Origin of the sequence: Halarcobacter anaerophilus (assembly GCF_006459125.1) — a bacterium.
Classification (GTDB): domain Bacteria; phylum Campylobacterota; class Campylobacteria; order Campylobacterales; family Arcobacteraceae; genus Halarcobacter; species Halarcobacter anaerophilus.
The window spans coordinates 1,509,982-1,528,449 of record NZ_CP041070.1 but is presented as its reverse complement, the minus strand read 5'-3'; the positions used below and the strand labels follow the sequence as shown (position 1 = coordinate 1,528,449).

The window sequence follows — 18,468 nt, the reverse complement described above, 5'->3', positions numbered from 1 at the left end:
TGATAATATTATGATTAAATATCATTTAATAATGATTAAAAGGAATAAAATGGAGGAATATTATGAAAGAAAATAGACTTGAATACTTCAAAAAGTATGGATTGGCTTTTGTAAAAAGGATTGCAAATATCAAAGATGATAAGCAGCTGTGTAAAGAGCTGGAGATAGATTTCAATGAATACCAAAAAAATGGAATCGGTCCTTTTGTTCAAAATGTAACTGACTATTGCAAAGAGAGGATTATAAATCTTAACTATGTATTTGGAACAAACTATGAAAGGAGGATAATATTATGAGTTTTGGAAAGTATCAGTTTGAAAGCTTCGAGCAGTTTCAAGAGATTCAAAATTTGGCGATAGAGAATAATCTTAAAACTGCTGAAGAGTTCAATAAATATTTAGAGAAAAATTTCTCTCACTTAAAAAAATAGATTTTTCAATAGATAGCATCTAACCAGGTGCTATCGTTTGAGAGATTATAACTAAAATTCTTAAAAAGGTAAATAAATGAAAAATATAATTTTGACAATAGCTCATACAAAAGGTGGTGTGGGTAAATCTACGATTTTGGTACAAATTGTAATATATCTTATACTTAAAGGTTTTAAGGTTAGAGTTGCTGATTGTGACCCAAATAAGGTTACTACTTTTATAAGTAGAAGACGTGCAAAGAATAAAAAGCTTAAAGGTTTTGACTCTACAGTTATAAGTTCTGTTGCTGCTCTTGAGTCTTTTTGTTCAAGTGATTTTGATGGTATTACATTAATAGATACTGCAGGTGTGGATTGTGCTTTGACAAGAAGAGCTATAGAGTTGTCGAATATATCGGTTACTCCTATTTCACCTAGTACTACTGAGTTTATTGGTTTTGCTACTTTTAAAAGAGTTGTTGAGAGTATTGGTGTTCCTACTCAAAAGGTTAAGATGATAATAAATCAAGCTCATCCAAGATGTAAGATAGATAAAGATTATAGCAGCTTCAAAAAGCAGCTTGGTTGTGAGTTTGATTTTCTTAATACAAATATCATAAGAGTTAGTGATTTTGATAATTCACTTAGTTCCGGGCTTGGAGTAATAGAAGTAGATAAAGAATCAAAAGCTAGTAAAAGAATAGAATCATTAGCAAGTGAACTTATAGAACTATTGGAGGTGTAAGATGAGTAAAAAAGATTTTGAAGGATTTAATGATATCTTAGTTGATGGTGAGATAGTAAAGGATTTAGTTTCTGATTCATCTTCTTGTATTGATATTTCTTTAGTAAAAAGAAATCCACATCAACCTAGATTTTATGAAAATGAGGAAGAGGTAGAGGAGCTTATGGAATCTATCAAAGGTGCATATGAAGACTTGCTTCAAACAAATTATTTTGATGAGTCTAAGATAAAACCTGAAGATGGATTATTACAACCTATTATTGTATCTCCTTGTGATGATGGCACCTTTATTTGTGTTGGTGGGCATAGAAGACTTAAAGCTTGTAAAAGACTTGGCCATAAAACTATAAAAGCAAATATTGTGAAATTAGATGAGTCGCAGCTAGTTACTTTTAGTATAGTTGAAAATCTTCAAAGAAAAAATCTAAGTGATTTTGAAACTGCACTTGCAATTGATAAAGCTATTGCATCAGGTGCTTTTGATAGTGAGAGTAAATTGGCTGAAACTCTTGGTAAGAAACCATCTTTTATATCAAAGTGTAAAAATGTATTAAAATTACCCACTGTAATATTGGATGATCTACACCAGGATAGAACAAATATAGGTTTAGAGATATTAAATGATTTACAAAGATTACAAAACAGTGTGACTCAAGAGGATTTATATTTTAAATATAAAGCTGGAGAGATTAAAGGTGCAGATATAAGAGCTGCTATAAAAGAGGAAAAAAATAAATATGATTGTAAAGAACCATATACGATATCGGATAAGAATATAAAATTTAACTTTACTTGGAATCATTTGTCAAAAGAGCAACAAAAAAGATTTCAGGAAAAGTTATCTAAACTGATAGAGCAATATGAAGATATTCCAGAGATAGAATATATAGACTCTAGTAACAAAAGTAATGTGTATATTAAATATAAAAAAGATGCAGTTTTTGTTACTTGTAAAGAAGCAGTAGATATAATAAATAAGTCAAAACAAAAAATCATAGAATTGGGTAGTAAATTAAACCCTGAAGACAATTGTAATTTAATAGAAAGTCTTCCAAATAGAAGTTTATATGAAGAAGATGACCAAAAATTTTTAAAACTTAATGAGGATATATAATGATTAATATAACTACTAGATCAACTTCTGACGGTATCAGACTTGAAATAAGAGATGAAAAGAATAGTTTAGGCTTTTCACAAGAATTTAGTCCAAAGGATTTGCAAGATATAAATAAAGTATCAAGAGGTTTATATCATTTTAGTAGATATATAGATAATTTCATTGATAAGAATAAAATAAGCGAAGCTACTAAGCAGTAGCTCCAACTTTAGCTGGTGTATTTATATCAGATTTTATCTCTTCCTCTTTTGCTTTATTTAGATTAGCCTTACTTTGCATCTCTTCGATTTTAGCCATCATATTTTGCATTTCTAACTGCATTTTTTGCATTTGAAATTGTTGAGCTTGCTGTGCTTGCCCTGCATTTTGTTCTTGGGCTTGTCTATCTTCTTCTATTAGTTTACTTACTTGCATTGCTACAGGTGAATCTGTATCTAATAAACTCATCTCAATCATTCTTGGCACCAGGTGAGGATGAGTAGTTTGTAAAGCCTTGATATACTCTGCCCATACTTTTTGACGTTCTGCTGTACTACCTCTGCTGTATGGCATTTGTTGTAGGATGATATCATATCTTCCTATTTGTAAACTGTTCTTTCTTTTTGGTTGGCCAGCTTCTCTAATAACTGCACCGTTTGCATCTCTTTCTAGTTCATTTGCTATGAAGTATGCATCAGCTTCACTTTTCTCTGTGATTTTATAAACTGTTTCAGCTGTGAAGTACTGTTGTATCAATTCAAGAGATATCTCTGCTAAATCTTTATCTTGTTCTGCACTTGTATCTATAAAATCTTGAAGACCTACTAAACCTGCATTTTGTCTGTTTTCGATAGCAGCTCCACTTAGTCTGTTTACTGCACTACCTAAAATCTCATTGTTCATACCAACTATTGCTTCAGCTTGGTTCCTTAGGTCGGCTATTTCGCTTCTTAAATTTGCTATTTCATTGTATTGTTTGATATCTTGTATTTTTTTACCGGTAATTGCACCGCTGTTTACTTCTACAACGGCACTATCTTGAGAGTAATCTTCTATAAAAGTCTCAGCATCATCTACAGCATCAGATTCAAAAAGAAGTTTGTTTGTACCCATCATATGAATAGCTCTTAGGTGGCAGTTGTTTATCCTATCTTGAATTGGTAAAAGATTATAATATAAACCTCTTACATCTGCTGGGTCCTCATAATCTATCTCGTCCATTCTTCTTATACTTATAGGAAATCTTCTAAGATTATATGGTGATTCTTTTGTTTCTAAAATAACTTCATCACTCCAAATAGCATAATAGATAACATCTCTTTTCTTTCTTTGATTCCATTTTCTAAACCAACTATAATATATCTTTGCTCTTTTGCTATATTGGCTTGTAGATTTCGAAGAGTATTCATTGTAGTATTCTTGAGTATATACTCTTAGTTTGTCTACTTTTTCTTTTGGAAAGTATCTGTATAGTTCATCTATTACAAGTAATCTTTCTCTATGAAAATATCTAGCATCGCTATAGTCTGGATTTATTGCAAATGGATCTAAATGACATTGAGAAGTTGGAAGATGTTCGTATCTTATCTCTTTTATTCTTTTTCCTAAGATATCTCTTTCGCCTGTATTTTTTATCTTAGCTTCTACAATACTTACTCCACTACTTCTTAGACTTAGGTCGGCTCTTTTTTTATTTGCCCACCATTCGGTAGAGTCCATAGTTGTTTTAAGAATATTTGTGATTAGATTTGCTTGAACTCTATCTTCGCCTTTTTGTCTTCCAAATGCTTTAATCTCTTGTTTTGAAGTAATTTTAAGACCGGATATCTTAGCATCTATTTTTTTGAAGATATTTTCCCACATTTCAGGCTGGTCACGTTCTGCTAATAGTTCTTTTACCTCTTGTGGTAATTGGTCCCCTTTTATATAAGAGTTTACTCTTTTGGCTGTATCTTTTGATTTTCTAAAATGAAAGGTTGATTCATCTACTTGTTGTTTTAGCTCTTCTAAAAGTAACCAATCTTTTCTTTGTTTTTCATTCATCTTTAGCTCCATTATTTAATGCTTCAAGTCCCACTACAGTTCCACCTATCATGTAAAGAGGTTGACCGTATTTTTTAATATCTTCTTTCATAGCTGGCGTAATATCTATACTCCATACCATCTGTTCTATATCGTCCAATTCTTCCATTTTTGGTTTTACTTTATATTTTTTAAATAGTTTTTTAGCAATATTAGGAACTATATTGTCGTAGAAACCTTTCATTCCATCTCCACCAAATTTGAGTTCATCGCCTTTTAAAACAAAGATTTCATCTCTTGTAGAGCTTTTAGGGTCGATAAGTCTTTGAGTAAGTTCTTTGCCTAATAATCCTTCTACTTCTTTATCTGAAGCTACTTTTTTAAATATTACTTCATCTCCTGCTTTACTTCCTTGGATATAACCTGTTTGTTTGTTGTAAACTATAGTATCAAGCTGTTTTTCAAGAGAGTACCTCTTTGTCTGTTGTTGCCCAGTTGTCCATGCTATTTTTTCATAGTCGTTTGATACAGCTTCTTGAATCATTCTTTTAAACCCTAGCTCTGCCCAGTTCTTTTTGAAAGGTGCATCAGGAACCATATCAAATAGATTTTCACTTGTTTTTATATATTCATTTAAAGTATTATTTTCTTCTGCAGATAAACCTTTTTTGATAAGTTGGTTATGTTCTTTTTTTGTAATTTCATTATTGAATTTCATATCATATTTAGTAAAAATATCTTCAGTATTTCTTTCAACTTCTGCAATCTTTGCATCATCTTCATATCCATATTTTCTACCTGCTTGATGCCAGTCACTTTGAAGCTCTTCTAAGAAAAGAGTTTTTTTATTGTCAATAGATCTATCATCAACTCTTGTAAATGTTATGATATTTGATTCATCCCAATGTTGAGAAGTATAATCACCCGGTACTTTTGGAGTTTTAAAAAGTAGCTCTCTGTAGTTTTCACCGCCAGATATTTTATAATCTCCATATTTAGTTTTTTTATTATCAAGCTTTTCAATAACAAGTCTATTGTCATCTAGTGTTTGTTGAATTTGCTCTTTTGTAAGTTTCTCATTATTTTCTATAAGATCCTTAAGGCCTGACCATTCTAGTTCATCTTGCTTAACTGAATTTTTCTCTAACATTTTCGTCAACGAAACTGAGTCTATCTTTCCTCCAACTTTTTCATCCACTACTTTTTCAAGTGTAGAGTAAAAGCCTTGATTGTCTATTGCCCCTAATGGTGCTTTACCAGCAAAGGAACCAATGACTGCATCACTATTGTTTCCATTTTCAAAAAGCTTTGGGAACTTCTTTTTAAATGTAGTTAATCCAATAGCCCCTGCAATAGTACCGTATAGTATATCTGTTTGGTCTACTTCTCCATCTCCGTTCCAATCATGCTGATTAAATGCAGTTTCACTTCCTCCGGTAAATCCTCCAGCTAATATAGTTCCAGCATTTGAAAATAAAACTTTACCTTCTGGGTCAATAAACTCACCTATATCACTAATAGTGTAACCTTCATCCACAAGTTCTCTTGGTAATTCAATTTCTTGATTTTTTACTGTATTATTTGGTATAATGTTTTCATTGAGAGATTCAGTACTCTGAATTGGTGAAGTAGCTCGGCTTGATGGAGTACCGTCAACAGTGCCGTGGTTTAAATATGTTATTTCACCCTCTCTTATTTTATTTACTAACTGATTATCTCTTCTGTGAACTATTGAACTCAAATAAACTTCGTTATTCCCATAATCTTTTGTAACTGAATAGATACTATATTTTTTCATCTCTTCATCATAAAACCTTTTTATATATACTTCCGCATCTTTATGTTTTAATATCATTGTCGGATTTTCAACAGTTGGCTTAATTAATCCAAAATAATGTTCTCTATTGTTTTTTTCAATTTTATCAGCTGCATTTTTAGATATTTTTACTTCATTTCCTAAAATATCTCTAACTATTGCTGTATCATCTTTTGATTTTAAATTAAATTCTTTTACCCAATTTTCATCATTGTATGGCAAGTGTCTATAAATATCAAAATCATTGTCAAGATAATTATTCACTGTATTATTTTCAATTAATCTGTTTTCACCTAAGATTAAATTGTCTTTTGTTTTTTTAGCTTTAGTGATATCCTCTTTTGAATTATCATATAGTTTATTTAACTCATAAAATTTGTCTCTAAACTTATCTTCCATTGTTTTTGTAGTGTTTGGTAGTTTGTTTTGTTTTAGGTTATAGATAAGACTATTAAATTCATTGTCATTTAGTATTTCATTTACTTTATTACTATCAAATGCTTTTAAATCTTCTAGTTTTGTAATGGCTTCATTTGAGATAGGATATCTATTTTCTAATACTTTTGCTTCTAAAACTTTTGGATCTATTTTGTTTTTGGCTTTTACATATTGTTCTATCTCATTTGGTGTGGCTGTTCCTCTTGTGATTTTAGCTGTCATTTGAGAGAAACTACCGTATTTGTCATCTGGAGTATAAGATTCTACTGCTCTTATTTCAGCTATTGAAGGAGTTGTAAAGTTTGCTATCTCATCATCTATTTTTTGTTGGATTTGAAATAGTCTGTTTTTTTCTTGTTCTGCTTCTTTTAGTAGTCTTTCTGCTTCTACGTTATTTTTTGCATTTAGAATTTTATTGTTTTCTTTTATTAGACCTCTTAGAATTTGTTTACTATCATCAGCTAATTCAGGATATTCATATACACTTGTTGCAAATTCTTTTGGAGTTCTACTTCTTTCTAATGCACTTGCGATGTGTCTTTGTAGAGCTAATCTTTTTGCATCATCTCCAGGTTTGATTGATTGGATAAATTGGAAAAACATATTTGCAGTTTCCATTTTGATTTTACCTTCAAGTGTTGTTGCAATATTGTGTTTAGGTTTTGTTTTAATGCCTTTTGCCATATCAAGATACAACAAGTCTTTGTTACCAAACTTATCTGCATATGTTATAAGATTGTCAATAGTTTCTTTTCCGAGTTGACTTCTGACATTTCTTTTAATACCTTCTAGTTTTTTGGCTAAATCTTCAAAGGCTATAGCTTTTTGCCCTTGTGCTGTTTTTGCTGTAAATGAGTCTGTTATGTCTCTTATAACTGCTACTTCGACTGTTTGTCTAGTATTTGGTGACATTTTAGATAACACATCATCAACATAACTATCATCATCTGCCATATGTTTGATAAGTTTATCCATTCTATATTCGCTACTTTGTGCATCTCCCATGATGCCTTTAAAAACATTGTTGTCACTAAGTGCTCCAAGCTCTCTATAACCTTGCATAGATTTAGAAAAACTATCAAGTAGTCTTGTACCTACATCTTCTGGAAGATTGTCATTTACCGCTTTATGGATTTGATTATCTATATTTTCCTTTAGTGAATTAAATACATCTTTATCTTTTTTGTTAGTTAGATATTTTTCATTTTGGCCATAAAATCTATTTAGCTGCTGTCTTAAATCTAATAAGCCGTTTATATCTCTATCAATTCCTACTTGTGCATTGCTATCATAGATTGTATTTTTGATAGAAGTTTGAAGTGTTTGGAATCTTTTTTTAGCATCTGGGTCCTGTACTCTTTTTGACATATCTCTGAAAACACTGTTTAAGTTTAAATCTTCTAAATCAAATCTATAATTAGTCTCTTTAAAAGCATCAGAAAAAGATTTTCTCATATCAATAAAATCACTTTTAACTTGACTTTCATAGTTATTAAGATAGTTTTTAATCTCTTCTCCACCAATCTTTGAAGAGTTGTTATCAAGATTTTTTTGAATTGTAGTAGTTCGTTGATCTATTGTATCACTTAGATTTCTTGCTGCTGTTTCATTTTTTGCAATCGCACCCTTGATGATATTGGCATCACCTTTTTCAAGTGTAGCTGCTAGTAATTGTTCTTGTTGTTTTGTTTTACCTGTAATTGCATTATTTGTGTAGTCTATTACTTCTTGATAGTTTTCTTTTGCTTGTCTAAGAGCATCATCGATGTATTGTTCATCTATCTTTAAATCTTTTTTTAGGATATCTCTTGCACCATTGATATTTCCATTTACTACATAATCTTTTGCTTGTTTAGGAAGTCTTATTGCTCTTCCTCCAACTTTTATAATAGGTTCTGCAACTGCACTTGTAATAGCTGTACCATAGATAGTCATATTTGCCCCATCAAGTGCTTTTTGTAATGTTGGGTTTTGATCTATCACTTCTTTTAGATTTGTAGCTTTTTGTAAATCATCTACCATGTTAAGTAGTTCATCTTTACTATTTTCTACATCAGCAGCACGACCTGTAAAAGCTCCTATAGCTGCTCCACCTAATGTTCCGATAAACTCTGCTACTTTACCTCTCCATCCACCAATTTTAGCAGCCGAAGATATGCTATCCAGATATTTTTTTGTAAGTCTGTTCCCAGCAGCTCCACCAGCTATGTCTCCTACTATCTCATATTTGTTATTTGAGATATCTTCTTTTAGACTCTCCCAAAAATCATCACCTACTGTTTTAAATTTTCCATCATCGTCTTTGAACTTTACTTCACCGTTTCCATCAACTATTGCATTAATACCGATTGAATAAAGCGTATCTACAACTGCTTTGTTTGTTTGTAAAGCTTTGTCTTGGATATTTTTTAAAGCTTCATCATCCCCAGTAAAACCTTTTACCATATCAGCTAAGTCTTTGTTTGCAAATTGTACATTTTGAATATGAGATAAAACCTCTGTGGCTTTTTTCTCTTTTTGAGTTTCATCTTTTGGATTTATACTGTTGATAACATCATCAGCAGCACTATTTAGTACATTGTCAACGATAGGTATAACATCTGTTTCTAAAGGTTTGTCTTGATTTACTATTTGTTGATAACCTTGATTATTTTCAGGTGGAGTAATAGTTCTGTTTAATACTTCTTCCTTGTTCAAACTGTTTTCTATATTGATATCAACATTTTGTACAGTTTCAGTTTTATCATCCTTTTTTTCAACTAAAGGATTTATTTGGCTATTTACAAAGTTATTTAAAATAGTAGATTTTTTATCGTCTGCTAAAGATTTGTATTCGTCATCCGCTAACTCTTTGTTGAAATAGTTTGTGACTATAGTTTGTTTTTCTTCTTGGGGAAGAGCTTGAAACTCTTTGTTATTAAAAATATCAATTTGCATAATCTCTCCATGATGGTTTATTTTGTGGAGTAGTAGTTGGTTCTGTTGTGTTGTTATTTTTGCTTGGGTCATAGATTGGATTAGAAGCTGCTTCTTCTTCAGTTTTTTTTGTATCCCTTGAATCTATTAAAGTCTGTTCCATATCTAAAATATCTCTATATGTAGAACCATATTTAAGATTGAAAGCCGTTCCACCCATAGAGTTTGACATACTTCTCATTCTATTTTTTTGGTCTCTAACCATACTAAGCATACCGTTTACTAAGGTTTCATTTGTTTGGTATAGTGTTCCTGTTGCTTGTTTGAATCTTTCCCACTCTTGACCACTTACAGCAGTACCACTCATGACTTTTAAAAGAGTGTTTGATGCACTTTGAAACCTACTGTCTCTGAAAGCAGTTTCAAGTTGATTATCAGTCATACCTAAGTATTTATTTAGATACTCTCTTTGAACTTTATCTACAGTATTAATATCTCTACCTTCATTTATTGCACTTATTGTATAGTTGATACTATCATTTAATTGAGACTGCATTACTGATAAATCAGCCATATCTTTTGCAATGGCTTCTTTCATAGCTGGTTTTTCTGCCCTTATAATAATATTTGCTAATCTTTCAGCTTGTGCTTTTTGTTCCGGATTAAACTCTCTTACATCAGCTGTTGAAAGATTGTATTTATTGATATCCTTATTACCTAGATATTTAATAAAATCATCTGTTTGGCTATTTGCAGTTTCAATATCTTTTGCAAGAGCTGTCAAGTTTGGTTGAGTTTCTTTTGTTGCATATTGAAGTCTTAAATCATCTGCTCTTTCTTGAGTTATTTTACCTTTTAAAACAAGATAATCTAAGTTTTGAACAAACTTATCTTTATTGGAACTACCCGTATCTCTATTATATTTATCTGCTTGAGCTTTATTTTTATCTATTTCTGATTGAGTTTTTTGTAAGTCTAGTTTATCTTGTAAAGATAACTCTTCTCTTGGTTTATTAAGTTTGGTTCCATATTTTCTCTCAAAGGCTTGTGCTAGGTAGATATTTTGTGGGTCCTTTGCAAGTTGTTTTCTAATCTCTGCGATATTTACTGTTCCATCAGTATTTGTATAAAGCCCCTGCTCTTTTAAGTAGTTTTCATGTGCAGCTAAACTGTCATCATAAACTTTGTCCATCTTACCATCGCTGATTGTTTGTGCTTTTAATTGCCACTCTGGAGTTTTAAATGATTTGTTATTGTCTTCTAACCAAGTGTTTAAATCTGCCGAATCACTTTGCATATATTCACTTGCTAGCTTTTGGTCAGACATAGTATCTGCAACACTTTGGTACTGTAGTTTTTTTGTATCTGCTTGTACTTGTGCTAGTTCTTGATTGGCTTTTTGATTTTCTATTGTTCCTAAATCGGTAAACATTTTAGATATAGCTTGCCCAGCATTTGTGGCTTTGCTTTGGCTTACCATATTTACAATATTTGGGTCAAGTTTAAATCTATTGGAATTACTCATAAATAAACCTTTTTAACATTTTAAAGATGTTACTAAAAAGGTTTATTTGAAACTAGGTGGGTATTTATTTTACTAGTATAAAGCTAAGTAAAGAAAAATATGTTTTATTTTACTTACAGTTTATTTTAGATAAATTTTCAATTGAGATATTTATATCCTCACAAAACCATCGGAGCGAATGACTTGTATCATTTATGGGATGAAATCTCTCGGCAACCGTAACAAATAGCAGTTTTTGGTCTGCTAATCCATCACTACTTCTATATCATTATTTATAAAAGAATATTCAATTCGTCCACATTTTGTTTCTACACATTTTTTTATTAATTTGTACTTGTCGTGTATTGATGTTAAATATTCTAACCTTCTTTTCAAACTCTCTTGTTCTGCAATATATTTTTCATATTCATCTTCATTATCAAATTCTTTTGTTATTAAAATCTTCATAATAAACCTTTACTCCCTAAAATCACTATGAAAAAACATTTCTGCTTCATCGTACATTTGTTCTAATTTTTCTTTTGTTATTGTAAAAATAGGTCTAATACCTTCTTTATCTTTTAATAAAACATTTAAAGATTTTTGTTTCCAAGTTGAATTTATTTCAACTTTAAATCCCCAATCTCCACTACCTATTATATAACCTTGTTCAACTAATTTATCTAATACTAACTTTTCAAGCTCTGCTAATCTATCTACAGACTTATTAAATAAGTTACCAAGTTCTTGACACTCTCTTTTAGCTCTTTCATCTACAGTTTCTAATTCCATGCTAACTTCTTTATCTATTTTTTCACAATGTTTCCACCAACTTAAATCATTATTGTCAGATTTATCAATTGAGATATAAGGAAGTTCTCTTTTGGATAATGAATAAAATTGATATCTTACTTTTACATTATTATCATTCCAAAAATAGCACCAATCATCTTCTTTTAAGATATTTCCTTTTGAATCTTTTACTTGATTATTCTTTTTCAATTTTTTCTCCTAATTTTATTTATTTCTAGCTACATTATTAAATATATGTTATATTCTGTTTGTCTAATGTATTTAGTACCAAATCTTTTTAATTGATCTTGTAGGTACTTACTATCTGTATAATCTTCTTCTTTTTCTAAATCAAAGTTTTTACAAATTTCAAAATAAAAGTGATCAAAACTATAATCTTCTTTTAAAATACCTTCAAAAGAATAGTTAGTATATTTAACAATATTTTTAATTGCTTTTACCATGAGATAATTAATAAAATCTCCATACTCTTTTACATCATCAATTTTCATATCAAAAGTTACTGGTTTATCCTGTGTTGTTTTTATTTCAAACATTAAAGCTCCTTATTGCATAAAATTTATGCTGATGTATTTTCTTTTTTAAAAAAGAAAATACCATATCCACCACCATTCAAATATCTATCATTTTTCAATAATTCTATTTGAGCTTCTTCTTGTGTATCAAAAGGTTTTGATATGATATTGTCACTACCATCTACAATACAATATCCATCTTTGTCATTTTCTAAAATTTGGTCTATCATACTTTCAACTATTTTAATAGGAAAAGCATATCTAGCTACTTCACCAGCTTTCCAAATTTGAATTAAATCACCTTTTTTTGAAGCTTGTTTAATAGGAAATTTTGCATTGCTTTTATATGCAACTTGTTTTACATCTTGAGGAAAAAAACCAACACTATCAGGATAATATTCGATTAATTTTTCTTTAGTATTATAGTAAGAATACTTTTCTGTCAATCGCTTTTTTATAACTTCAAATTGTGCATTTAAACAAGACTTTCTTAAGTGTGCTACCATAGTCATATCCTTTATATTTGTATATTTTTATATCCACTTGTTAAATTTTGCAATAGTTTTAAAATCATCAGGAGAACTTAAACCTCCAACCTCTTTAAACTCTTGTTCTAAATCTTTAGTAAAACCATTATCTTGATAAACTACTCCTAAAGGAGTAACAAAAAATAAGACTTTTTTATCTTTTACAATACCTTGATAAAGCCTATCTTGTTCATCCCACATTTGATGAATACCATCATCTAAAGTTGATAAATCTTCTACAACCTCTTTTCTTAAAGGATAAGGTTTTTTTGAAGTAATCATTTTTTTTGTCATATTAATCCTTTTTTAATTATCCAATCTCATTCAATCTTTTTTGTACTTTGTCCATCTGTTCAAACACATCATCATCTAAGCTTGTAGATAATTGTTTTAGTTTTTCAGATAGATAACTTTTTTGTTTTAACTTACATGCTCTTATGAAATCTTCTTTGTTATAAATAACGATATCGTCTCTAATAAGAAGAGGTCTTATAGCATCACTATTATTTTTACCAGATAATATATCTTCAAATACAGTGTTGTTTTCATATACTTCATAATCCAAGTTACCAAACAATAGATCTAAGTAATCAGGTTTTTCAATAATTGTTTTAAAAAACTTCTCATCTGCTTTGCTTACAGTTTTTGAACTTTGTATTGTAAAGTCTTTTTTTATTGTTGTTTGGCCCAGTGTTATATGATGAGATGCTATATTTAAAAGCTTTGAAAGTACACCTTTGTACTCTTCTGCAACTAGAAGATTTATAGTTTTAAGATAACTTATACATGCACTTAGAGCTTGGTTTTTATTGTGTGGGTTATCTAAATCATAGTCTTTTATAATATGTCTTAAAACATACTCTATAAGTGGCATAGGGTTTTTAAGCATTTCGTATAGTTGTTCTATCTTTCCATCTTTTACCATATCTGCCGGGTCAAGGTTGTCCTCAAAGATTATAACACCGCCGTCAACTTCATGTTGGCTTAGTAACACTGCTGCTCTGTGGGCTGCTGTTTTTCCTGCATTGTCTCCATCGTAGCATAGTAAAACTCTGCAATTACACTTTTTGATTATTGGGATGTGTTGTTGAGTTAGTGCTGTTCCCATAGTGGCAACTGCTGTTTTGATATTTGCTTGATGCATCATAACTACATCAAGATATCCCTCTGTTACTACCATAGTGCCTTTTTTGTAGATATGCTCTTTTGCTAGATTAAATCCATATAGGTTTCTACTTTTGTTAAAAAGCTTTGTATCTGGTGAGTTTAGATACTTTGCTATTCCTTCTGACTGTCTTAAAGTTCTTCCACCAAAACCTATAAGCTTATTTGCATGGTTTCTTATAGGGAATGTAATTCTCTCTCTTAGTCTTGCATAAATGTTTTCTTTGTCTTGAGCTAGAACACCAGCTTCTATTGCATCATTTAGATTTAGATAATTATCTTTTAGCAGCTGGACCTGTACATCACTTCTTGGGGCATAACCTATCTCAAAAGTTTTTATACTCTCTTTTGTGATTCCTCTGTCAAGTAAATACTGAAGTTTTTTATCAACTAAATTGGCTTCATAAAAGCTATTGATAGTTTCCATAGTGGCTTTATAGTCTGTATGGGTAGTATTTGACTCATATTCAAGAGTGAAGTTCATATCATCTGCTATTTTTTCTACAGCTTCTTGAAAGTTTAACTTATCATACTCTTGTACAAACTTGATAGCATCTCCACCGACTCCACAACCAAAACAGTGATATATTTGTTTCGTTGGCGAAATTACAAAAGAGGGAGTATCTTCTCCATGAAAAGGGCAGCAAGCTTTGAAGTTTGCTCCGGCTTTTCTAATCTCTATTGAATTGCTAATAACATCTATAATATCTATTTGGTCTTTTAATGCATCTAACGAACTTTTTGTAATCATTTATCTATCTTCAAAAACTACCGTTTTATTTATATAGTCTAATGTATAAGTTACATTGTGATCTTTAGAAAAATCTTTGATGTTTTTCTCTGTCATTTCTAAACCCAATCTCTCACAAACAAACTCTTTAGGCATCTTTGGGATTTGTATCTCATGTTTATAAAATAAACCCATCGCTGTAATACTTGATATCATCTTTTTTTCCTTTTATTCTTTTTGGGTCGTTTGTACTCATAACTGACAACTGACTCATAAATATCACCAGCTATTTTTAGATATCTGCTGCTGTTGATTTTCTTTTCTACTATGAACTTGTCAATTGCATCTGTAAAAGGGATATATTCAAAGTGTTTATATCCTCTTAGAGTAAACTCTTGTAAAACTGATAAAATGACAAGACCTGGAAGCCATTCGGCACCTATCTTGATATGATTGCTAATTGTCTTTCCAATTAAGTCATAAAATCTTTTTACCTGTGGAAAGAATTTATATAATATTTTTATATCCTCATATGTAAATCTATTTTCTTCTATGATACTTTTTATAGACATAATAGTGTTTTTTAGAAACTCATCTTTATCATCAAGAACTTTTATACCAGTGTTTTCTCTCTCTGCTCTTTCTAGTATAAGTATTTCATTGTGTAGATATGCACATACACATATAAACTTTAGCTTTCTATTGTCTAGGAGGGTCATCTTCTAACTATCCTCATACATAAACCCTCTTTGTCTTCATCGGCTAGTTCATCACCATTTACAAAGTCTGGAGGTAGGCTCATAAATGGACATACTCTTTCTTTTGCTTGTTTTACTGTTATTGGTGTCATATTAGTTTCCTTCTAATAATTCAGGATTTTCGTAGATATTTCCAATTACTTCATAGTGATAATAACCATCGGCAAAAGAATTATAATCATCAGATAAACTATCAATATATTGGTCATGTACTTTGGTATAAATATCAAACGCAGGATATTCATTACCTCCCCATTTAACTACACCAATTTGTTTGTTAAAAATTTCATTGTCATTATCATCTATATAACTATCATCTTCTCCCCAGCAGTGTAAGATATCGCCTTCATAAACTTCTTTCCTATTTTTATCTATTTGTCCAGTGTATTGCATTGCTATTTGTCTTTCATTTTCTGATGAACTATCAAATCCTAGCCATTGAGAAGGTCTTATCGTGCAAGTACATGGTTCACCATTATATGTACTATCAAATACTGGTTGTCTCCCAATATTATAAGGTCTACTCATATTTTTTGTACTTTTATCCCATGATCTAAACTTAATGTCTCTCATTTGCTTTCTCCTTTCATATTTACGCAACTTTCACTTTTTCTAAAACTTTGACTTTATAATTTGCTTCAACTAAAGCCTTTGCAAGTGGTGGAGGAACACTATTTCCACACATTCTAACTTGTGCAGATTTAGGAAGAGGTTTACCGTCTGATTTTAAAAAATTGATTTTATAACTATCCGGGAAACCTTGTCCTCTATAAAGCTCTCTTGGAGTTAACATTCTAAATCCTATATCCATAACCTGATATTCAACTCCTTTAATCTCAACTAATCCAAATCTATCTTTTGTGGTAATAGTATGCAAGGGATCTGTCATTTTTTGTCGTTCTTCAACACCGTAATATTTATGAATAAAAGCAACTATAACACTATGATGATCTTGTGTAGTGATTGTGTGCATAGGTTCATCTACTTTAAAGCCTGTAGCTCCTGTGTAGTGTTTTGCTATAAATGGAGCAACTATACAGTGTTTATTTACTCCCGTAATCGTTGTAATAGGTTTGTTAATTTTGCAACCAATAGAACTTTTATTAAGTTGAGAAATAAAAGGTGTTATAAGTGAAAGATTATTTCTTACGGTGATCGTGTGAATTGGATCTTGAATAGAATGTCCGGGGTGAACATCTGTATTATTCTTTGTAGAATATGCCTTCCCTATATAAGGGACTGCTAAATAATGATGATTGCCTGTTAGTATCGTAGATAATGGTGAACTTATAGGTCTAGGAACATTACTATTCATATTTTTTACGATAAAAGGCTCCGGTGAATCAAGAACAAATTTTTTAAATCCCTTTCCTATTCTATCCATTGTATTTTTACTAAGGGGACGTCTAACTCCATATTTTTTAGCTTCTTCTTTATCCATAAATATTGAGTATGAAGGAATAGACCAGTCAATAATCTCTGCTGCTGTTCTATATGGTTTTAGGTTTTTGCCTTCTCCATGTGTAGGTTTCGGCCAAACAATCTCTTCACCGTCACATCTTGCAATCATAAAAAATCTTTTTCTAATCGTAGGTGCTCCATAATCACACGCTCTTAACTCTTTCCATTCTACTTTATATCCTAGCCGATTAAACTCTCTAACAAATTTTTTAAATGTTTGACCTTTTTTATGTTCTATTGGTTTTCCCTCTTTACATATAGGACCCCAATCTTTAAACTCCTCAACGTTTTCAAGGATAACAACTCTTGGTCTTTTAGCTTTTGCCCATTTAATACCGACCCATGCAAGAGAACGTATTTTTTTACTCTTAGGTTTTCCACCTTTTGCTTTTGAAAAGTGTTTACAATCTGGGCTTAACCATAATAAACCTATTCTTCTCCCTATTGCAACAGTTGCAGGGTTTATCTCAAATACATCATTTATAAAGTGTAATGTTTTTGGATGGTTCTCCTGGTGTAGTGCAATTGCTTCAGGGTCATGGTTAATAGCAATATCAGGACTCACACCTAAAGCCATTTCTATACCACAAGAAGTTCCACCACCTCCTGCAAATAAATTGACAATAAGTTCTTTGTCAAAGTCTAGTTTAAATTGGTATGGTGTTTTACTCATGATATTTTATGCTTCTTTTCTACTTCTTCATAAGCTGCTTCAAGATCAATATATAATTGTTCATATGTTAAATCTTCTGCACCCCATTCATCCGCTATCTCATATGCAACTTTATTGTCTTCTTTTCCATTCCAATTTTTTATATAAGTTCCCTCTTTATATCCATGTTTTTGTCTAAATTCATTTAGGCAGTTTTTAATAACATATGCTAAGTAGATATCTTCATTTGACATATTTAGTCTATTGAAAATTGCTTTCATAGCATTGAATTTGCCAAAACCCCAAAATACGATTAAAGATTTAACAAGCATTTCAATAGATTCATCTTTAATATTGTCTTCCTCTTCCTCTGTAAAGCATCTTTCAAATCTATCAATTGTTAATTTTATTGCTTCATTAAAATCTTTAATCTTAGGATGCTGATAATTAACTTCAATTTGATAAGATATTAAAAAGTGAAGTAAATCAATAGCTTCTACTTTTACATTATTCATATCTGGTTCTTGATGTTTCCACCACTTATAGCCAAGACTTTCAAGAAGTTCTCCACTCTCTACAATAATTGCACTCATCCAGTTGTAGTTTTGTTCTTGCCATTGGGGATGTACTCTTTTATTAAATTCATTTTGTAGTTCTACCATTTGTTTAAAAATCATTTTGTTTCCCTATCTTTCTTTTTCTCAGATACTATAAATCTACCTTTCTTCTTTGAAACTGTCACAAAATCTTTATCTAAAGCATGTTGTAGTATTTGTATAAATGACTCTTTACTCATAGTTACCCCCCCTCAAAGAACAGATTCTTAAGGGTTAATTTTATTTCTTCATTATTTGACATTATTGATCCTTATCAATTAAAAATTTATCTACTGCATAATAGAT

21 protein-coding genes are annotated in these 18,468 nt (G+C 30.7%); 5 read left to right on the top strand and 16 right to left on the bottom strand.

The genetic code is table 11. The annotated features are described in order from the left end of the window. Positions 1-62: 62 nt before the first annotated feature. From AANAER_RS07420 to AANAER_RS07405, 5 genes are all read left to right on the top strand, one after another. Positions 63-296 carry a hypothetical protein gene (locus AANAER_RS07420; protein WP_129081650.1) on the top strand — a complete coding sequence of 78 codons (234 nt, stop codon included), beginning with the start codon at positions 63-65 and terminating at the stop codon, positions 294-296. Then, positions 293-430 (top strand): hypothetical protein, encoded by a 138-nt coding sequence (locus AANAER_RS15000; RefSeq protein ID WP_164969336.1) that lies wholly within the window; start codon positions 293-295, stop codon positions 428-430. The genes AANAER_RS07420 and AANAER_RS15000 overlap by 4 nt, the downstream gene beginning before the upstream one ends. A 76-nt stretch (positions 431-506) precedes the next feature. Next, on the top strand, positions 507-1,154 hold the full coding sequence (locus tag AANAER_RS07415; protein WP_129081649.1) for a ParA family protein: 648 nt from the start codon (positions 507-509) through the stop codon (positions 1,152-1,154). Between the two features lies 1 nt (position 1,155). Continuing rightward, entirely contained in the window at positions 1,156-2,268 is a 1,113-nt protein-coding gene (locus tag AANAER_RS07410; RefSeq protein WP_129081648.1) for a ParB/RepB/Spo0J family partition protein, read from the top strand. Then, positions 2,268-2,471, top strand: coding sequence for a hypothetical protein (locus tag AANAER_RS07405; RefSeq protein ID WP_129081647.1), 204 nt, complete (start codon positions 2,268-2,270; stop codon positions 2,469-2,471). Before AANAER_RS07410 ends, AANAER_RS07405 begins: the two co-directional genes overlap by 1 nt. On the opposite strand, the gene AANAER_RS07400 is transcribed toward AANAER_RS07405, so the two are convergent. From AANAER_RS07400 to AANAER_RS15150, 16 genes are all read right to left on the bottom strand, one after another. Further along, positions 2,461-4,293, bottom strand: coding sequence for a portal protein (locus tag AANAER_RS07400; RefSeq protein WP_129081646.1), 1,833 nt, complete (start codon positions 4,291-4,293; stop codon positions 2,461-2,463). The genes AANAER_RS07405 and AANAER_RS07400 overlap by 11 nt on opposite strands. Next, positions 4,286-9,463 (bottom strand): PBECR2 nuclease fold domain-containing protein, encoded by a 5,178-nt coding sequence (locus AANAER_RS07395; RefSeq protein WP_129081645.1) that lies wholly within the window; start codon positions 9,461-9,463, stop codon positions 4,286-4,288. The genes AANAER_RS07400 and AANAER_RS07395 overlap by 8 nt, the downstream gene beginning before the upstream one ends. Then, positions 9,453-10,967, bottom strand: a complete 1,515-nt coding sequence (locus AANAER_RS07390; protein WP_129081644.1) for a hypothetical protein — start codon at positions 10,965-10,967, stop codon at positions 9,453-9,455. The genes AANAER_RS07395 and AANAER_RS07390 overlap by 11 nt, the downstream gene beginning before the upstream one ends. 243 nt (positions 10,968-11,210) lie before the next feature. After that, on the bottom strand, positions 11,211-11,414 hold the full coding sequence (locus AANAER_RS07385) for a hypothetical protein (protein WP_129081643.1): 204 nt from the start codon (positions 11,412-11,414) through the stop codon (positions 11,211-11,213). A gap of 9 nt (positions 11,415-11,423) precedes the next feature. Beyond that, positions 11,424-11,948: a hypothetical protein gene (locus AANAER_RS07380; protein WP_129081642.1), complete on the bottom strand. Its 525-nt coding sequence runs from the start codon at positions 11,946-11,948 to the stop codon at positions 11,424-11,426. Between the two features lie 29 nt (positions 11,949-11,977). Then, positions 11,978-12,295, bottom strand: coding sequence for a hypothetical protein (locus AANAER_RS07375; protein ID WP_129081641.1), 318 nt, complete (start codon positions 12,293-12,295; stop codon positions 11,978-11,980). A gap of 23 nt (positions 12,296-12,318) precedes the next feature. Continuing rightward, positions 12,319-12,780: a hypothetical protein gene (locus AANAER_RS07370; RefSeq protein ID WP_140544071.1), complete on the bottom strand. Its 462-nt coding sequence runs from the start codon at positions 12,778-12,780 to the stop codon at positions 12,319-12,321. A gap of 27 nt (positions 12,781-12,807) precedes the next feature. Further along, positions 12,808-13,095 carry a hypothetical protein gene (locus tag AANAER_RS07365; RefSeq protein ID WP_129081639.1) on the bottom strand — a complete coding sequence of 96 codons (288 nt, stop codon included), beginning with the start codon at positions 13,093-13,095 and terminating at the stop codon, positions 12,808-12,810. Positions 13,096-13,111: 16 nt separating this feature from the next. Further along, positions 13,112-14,716: a DNA primase gene (dnaG, locus tag AANAER_RS07360; protein WP_129081638.1), complete on the bottom strand. Its 1,605-nt coding sequence runs from the start codon at positions 14,714-14,716 to the stop codon at positions 13,112-13,114. Continuing rightward, positions 14,717-14,911: a hypothetical protein gene (locus AANAER_RS07355; RefSeq protein ID WP_129081637.1), complete on the bottom strand. Its 195-nt coding sequence runs from the start codon at positions 14,909-14,911 to the stop codon at positions 14,717-14,719. After that, on the bottom strand, positions 14,908-15,414 hold the full coding sequence (locus AANAER_RS07350; protein ID WP_129081636.1) for a hypothetical protein: 507 nt from the start codon (positions 15,412-15,414) through the stop codon (positions 14,908-14,910). Before AANAER_RS07350 ends, AANAER_RS07355 begins: the two co-directional genes overlap by 4 nt. Continuing rightward, a complete protein-coding gene (locus tag AANAER_RS15155) occupies positions 15,411-15,545 on the bottom strand; it encodes a hypothetical protein (protein WP_267898127.1) in 135 nt (44 codons plus the stop codon). The genes AANAER_RS07350 and AANAER_RS15155 overlap by 4 nt, the downstream gene beginning before the upstream one ends. Before the next feature lies 1 nt (position 15,546). Beyond that, a complete protein-coding gene (locus tag AANAER_RS07345; protein ID WP_129081635.1) occupies positions 15,547-16,026 on the bottom strand; it encodes a YopX family protein in 480 nt (159 codons plus the stop codon). 19 nt (positions 16,027-16,045) lie between these two features. Beyond that, the gene (gene dcm / locus AANAER_RS07340; RefSeq protein ID WP_129081634.1) at positions 16,046-17,587 is read right to left on the bottom strand and encodes a DNA (cytosine-5-)-methyltransferase; all 1,542 of its coding nucleotides are present in this window, start codon (positions 17,585-17,587) and stop codon (positions 16,046-16,048) included. Then, positions 17,584-18,243 (bottom strand): dUTP diphosphatase, encoded by a 660-nt coding sequence (locus tag AANAER_RS07335; RefSeq protein ID WP_129081633.1) that lies wholly within the window; start codon positions 18,241-18,243, stop codon positions 17,584-17,586. Before AANAER_RS07335 ends, dcm begins: the two co-directional genes overlap by 4 nt. Continuing rightward, positions 18,240-18,362 (bottom strand): hypothetical protein, encoded by a 123-nt coding sequence (locus tag AANAER_RS15150; protein ID WP_267898126.1) that lies wholly within the window; start codon positions 18,360-18,362, stop codon positions 18,240-18,242. The genes AANAER_RS07335 and AANAER_RS15150 overlap by 4 nt, the downstream gene beginning before the upstream one ends. Positions 18,363-18,468: the final 106 nt, after the last annotated feature.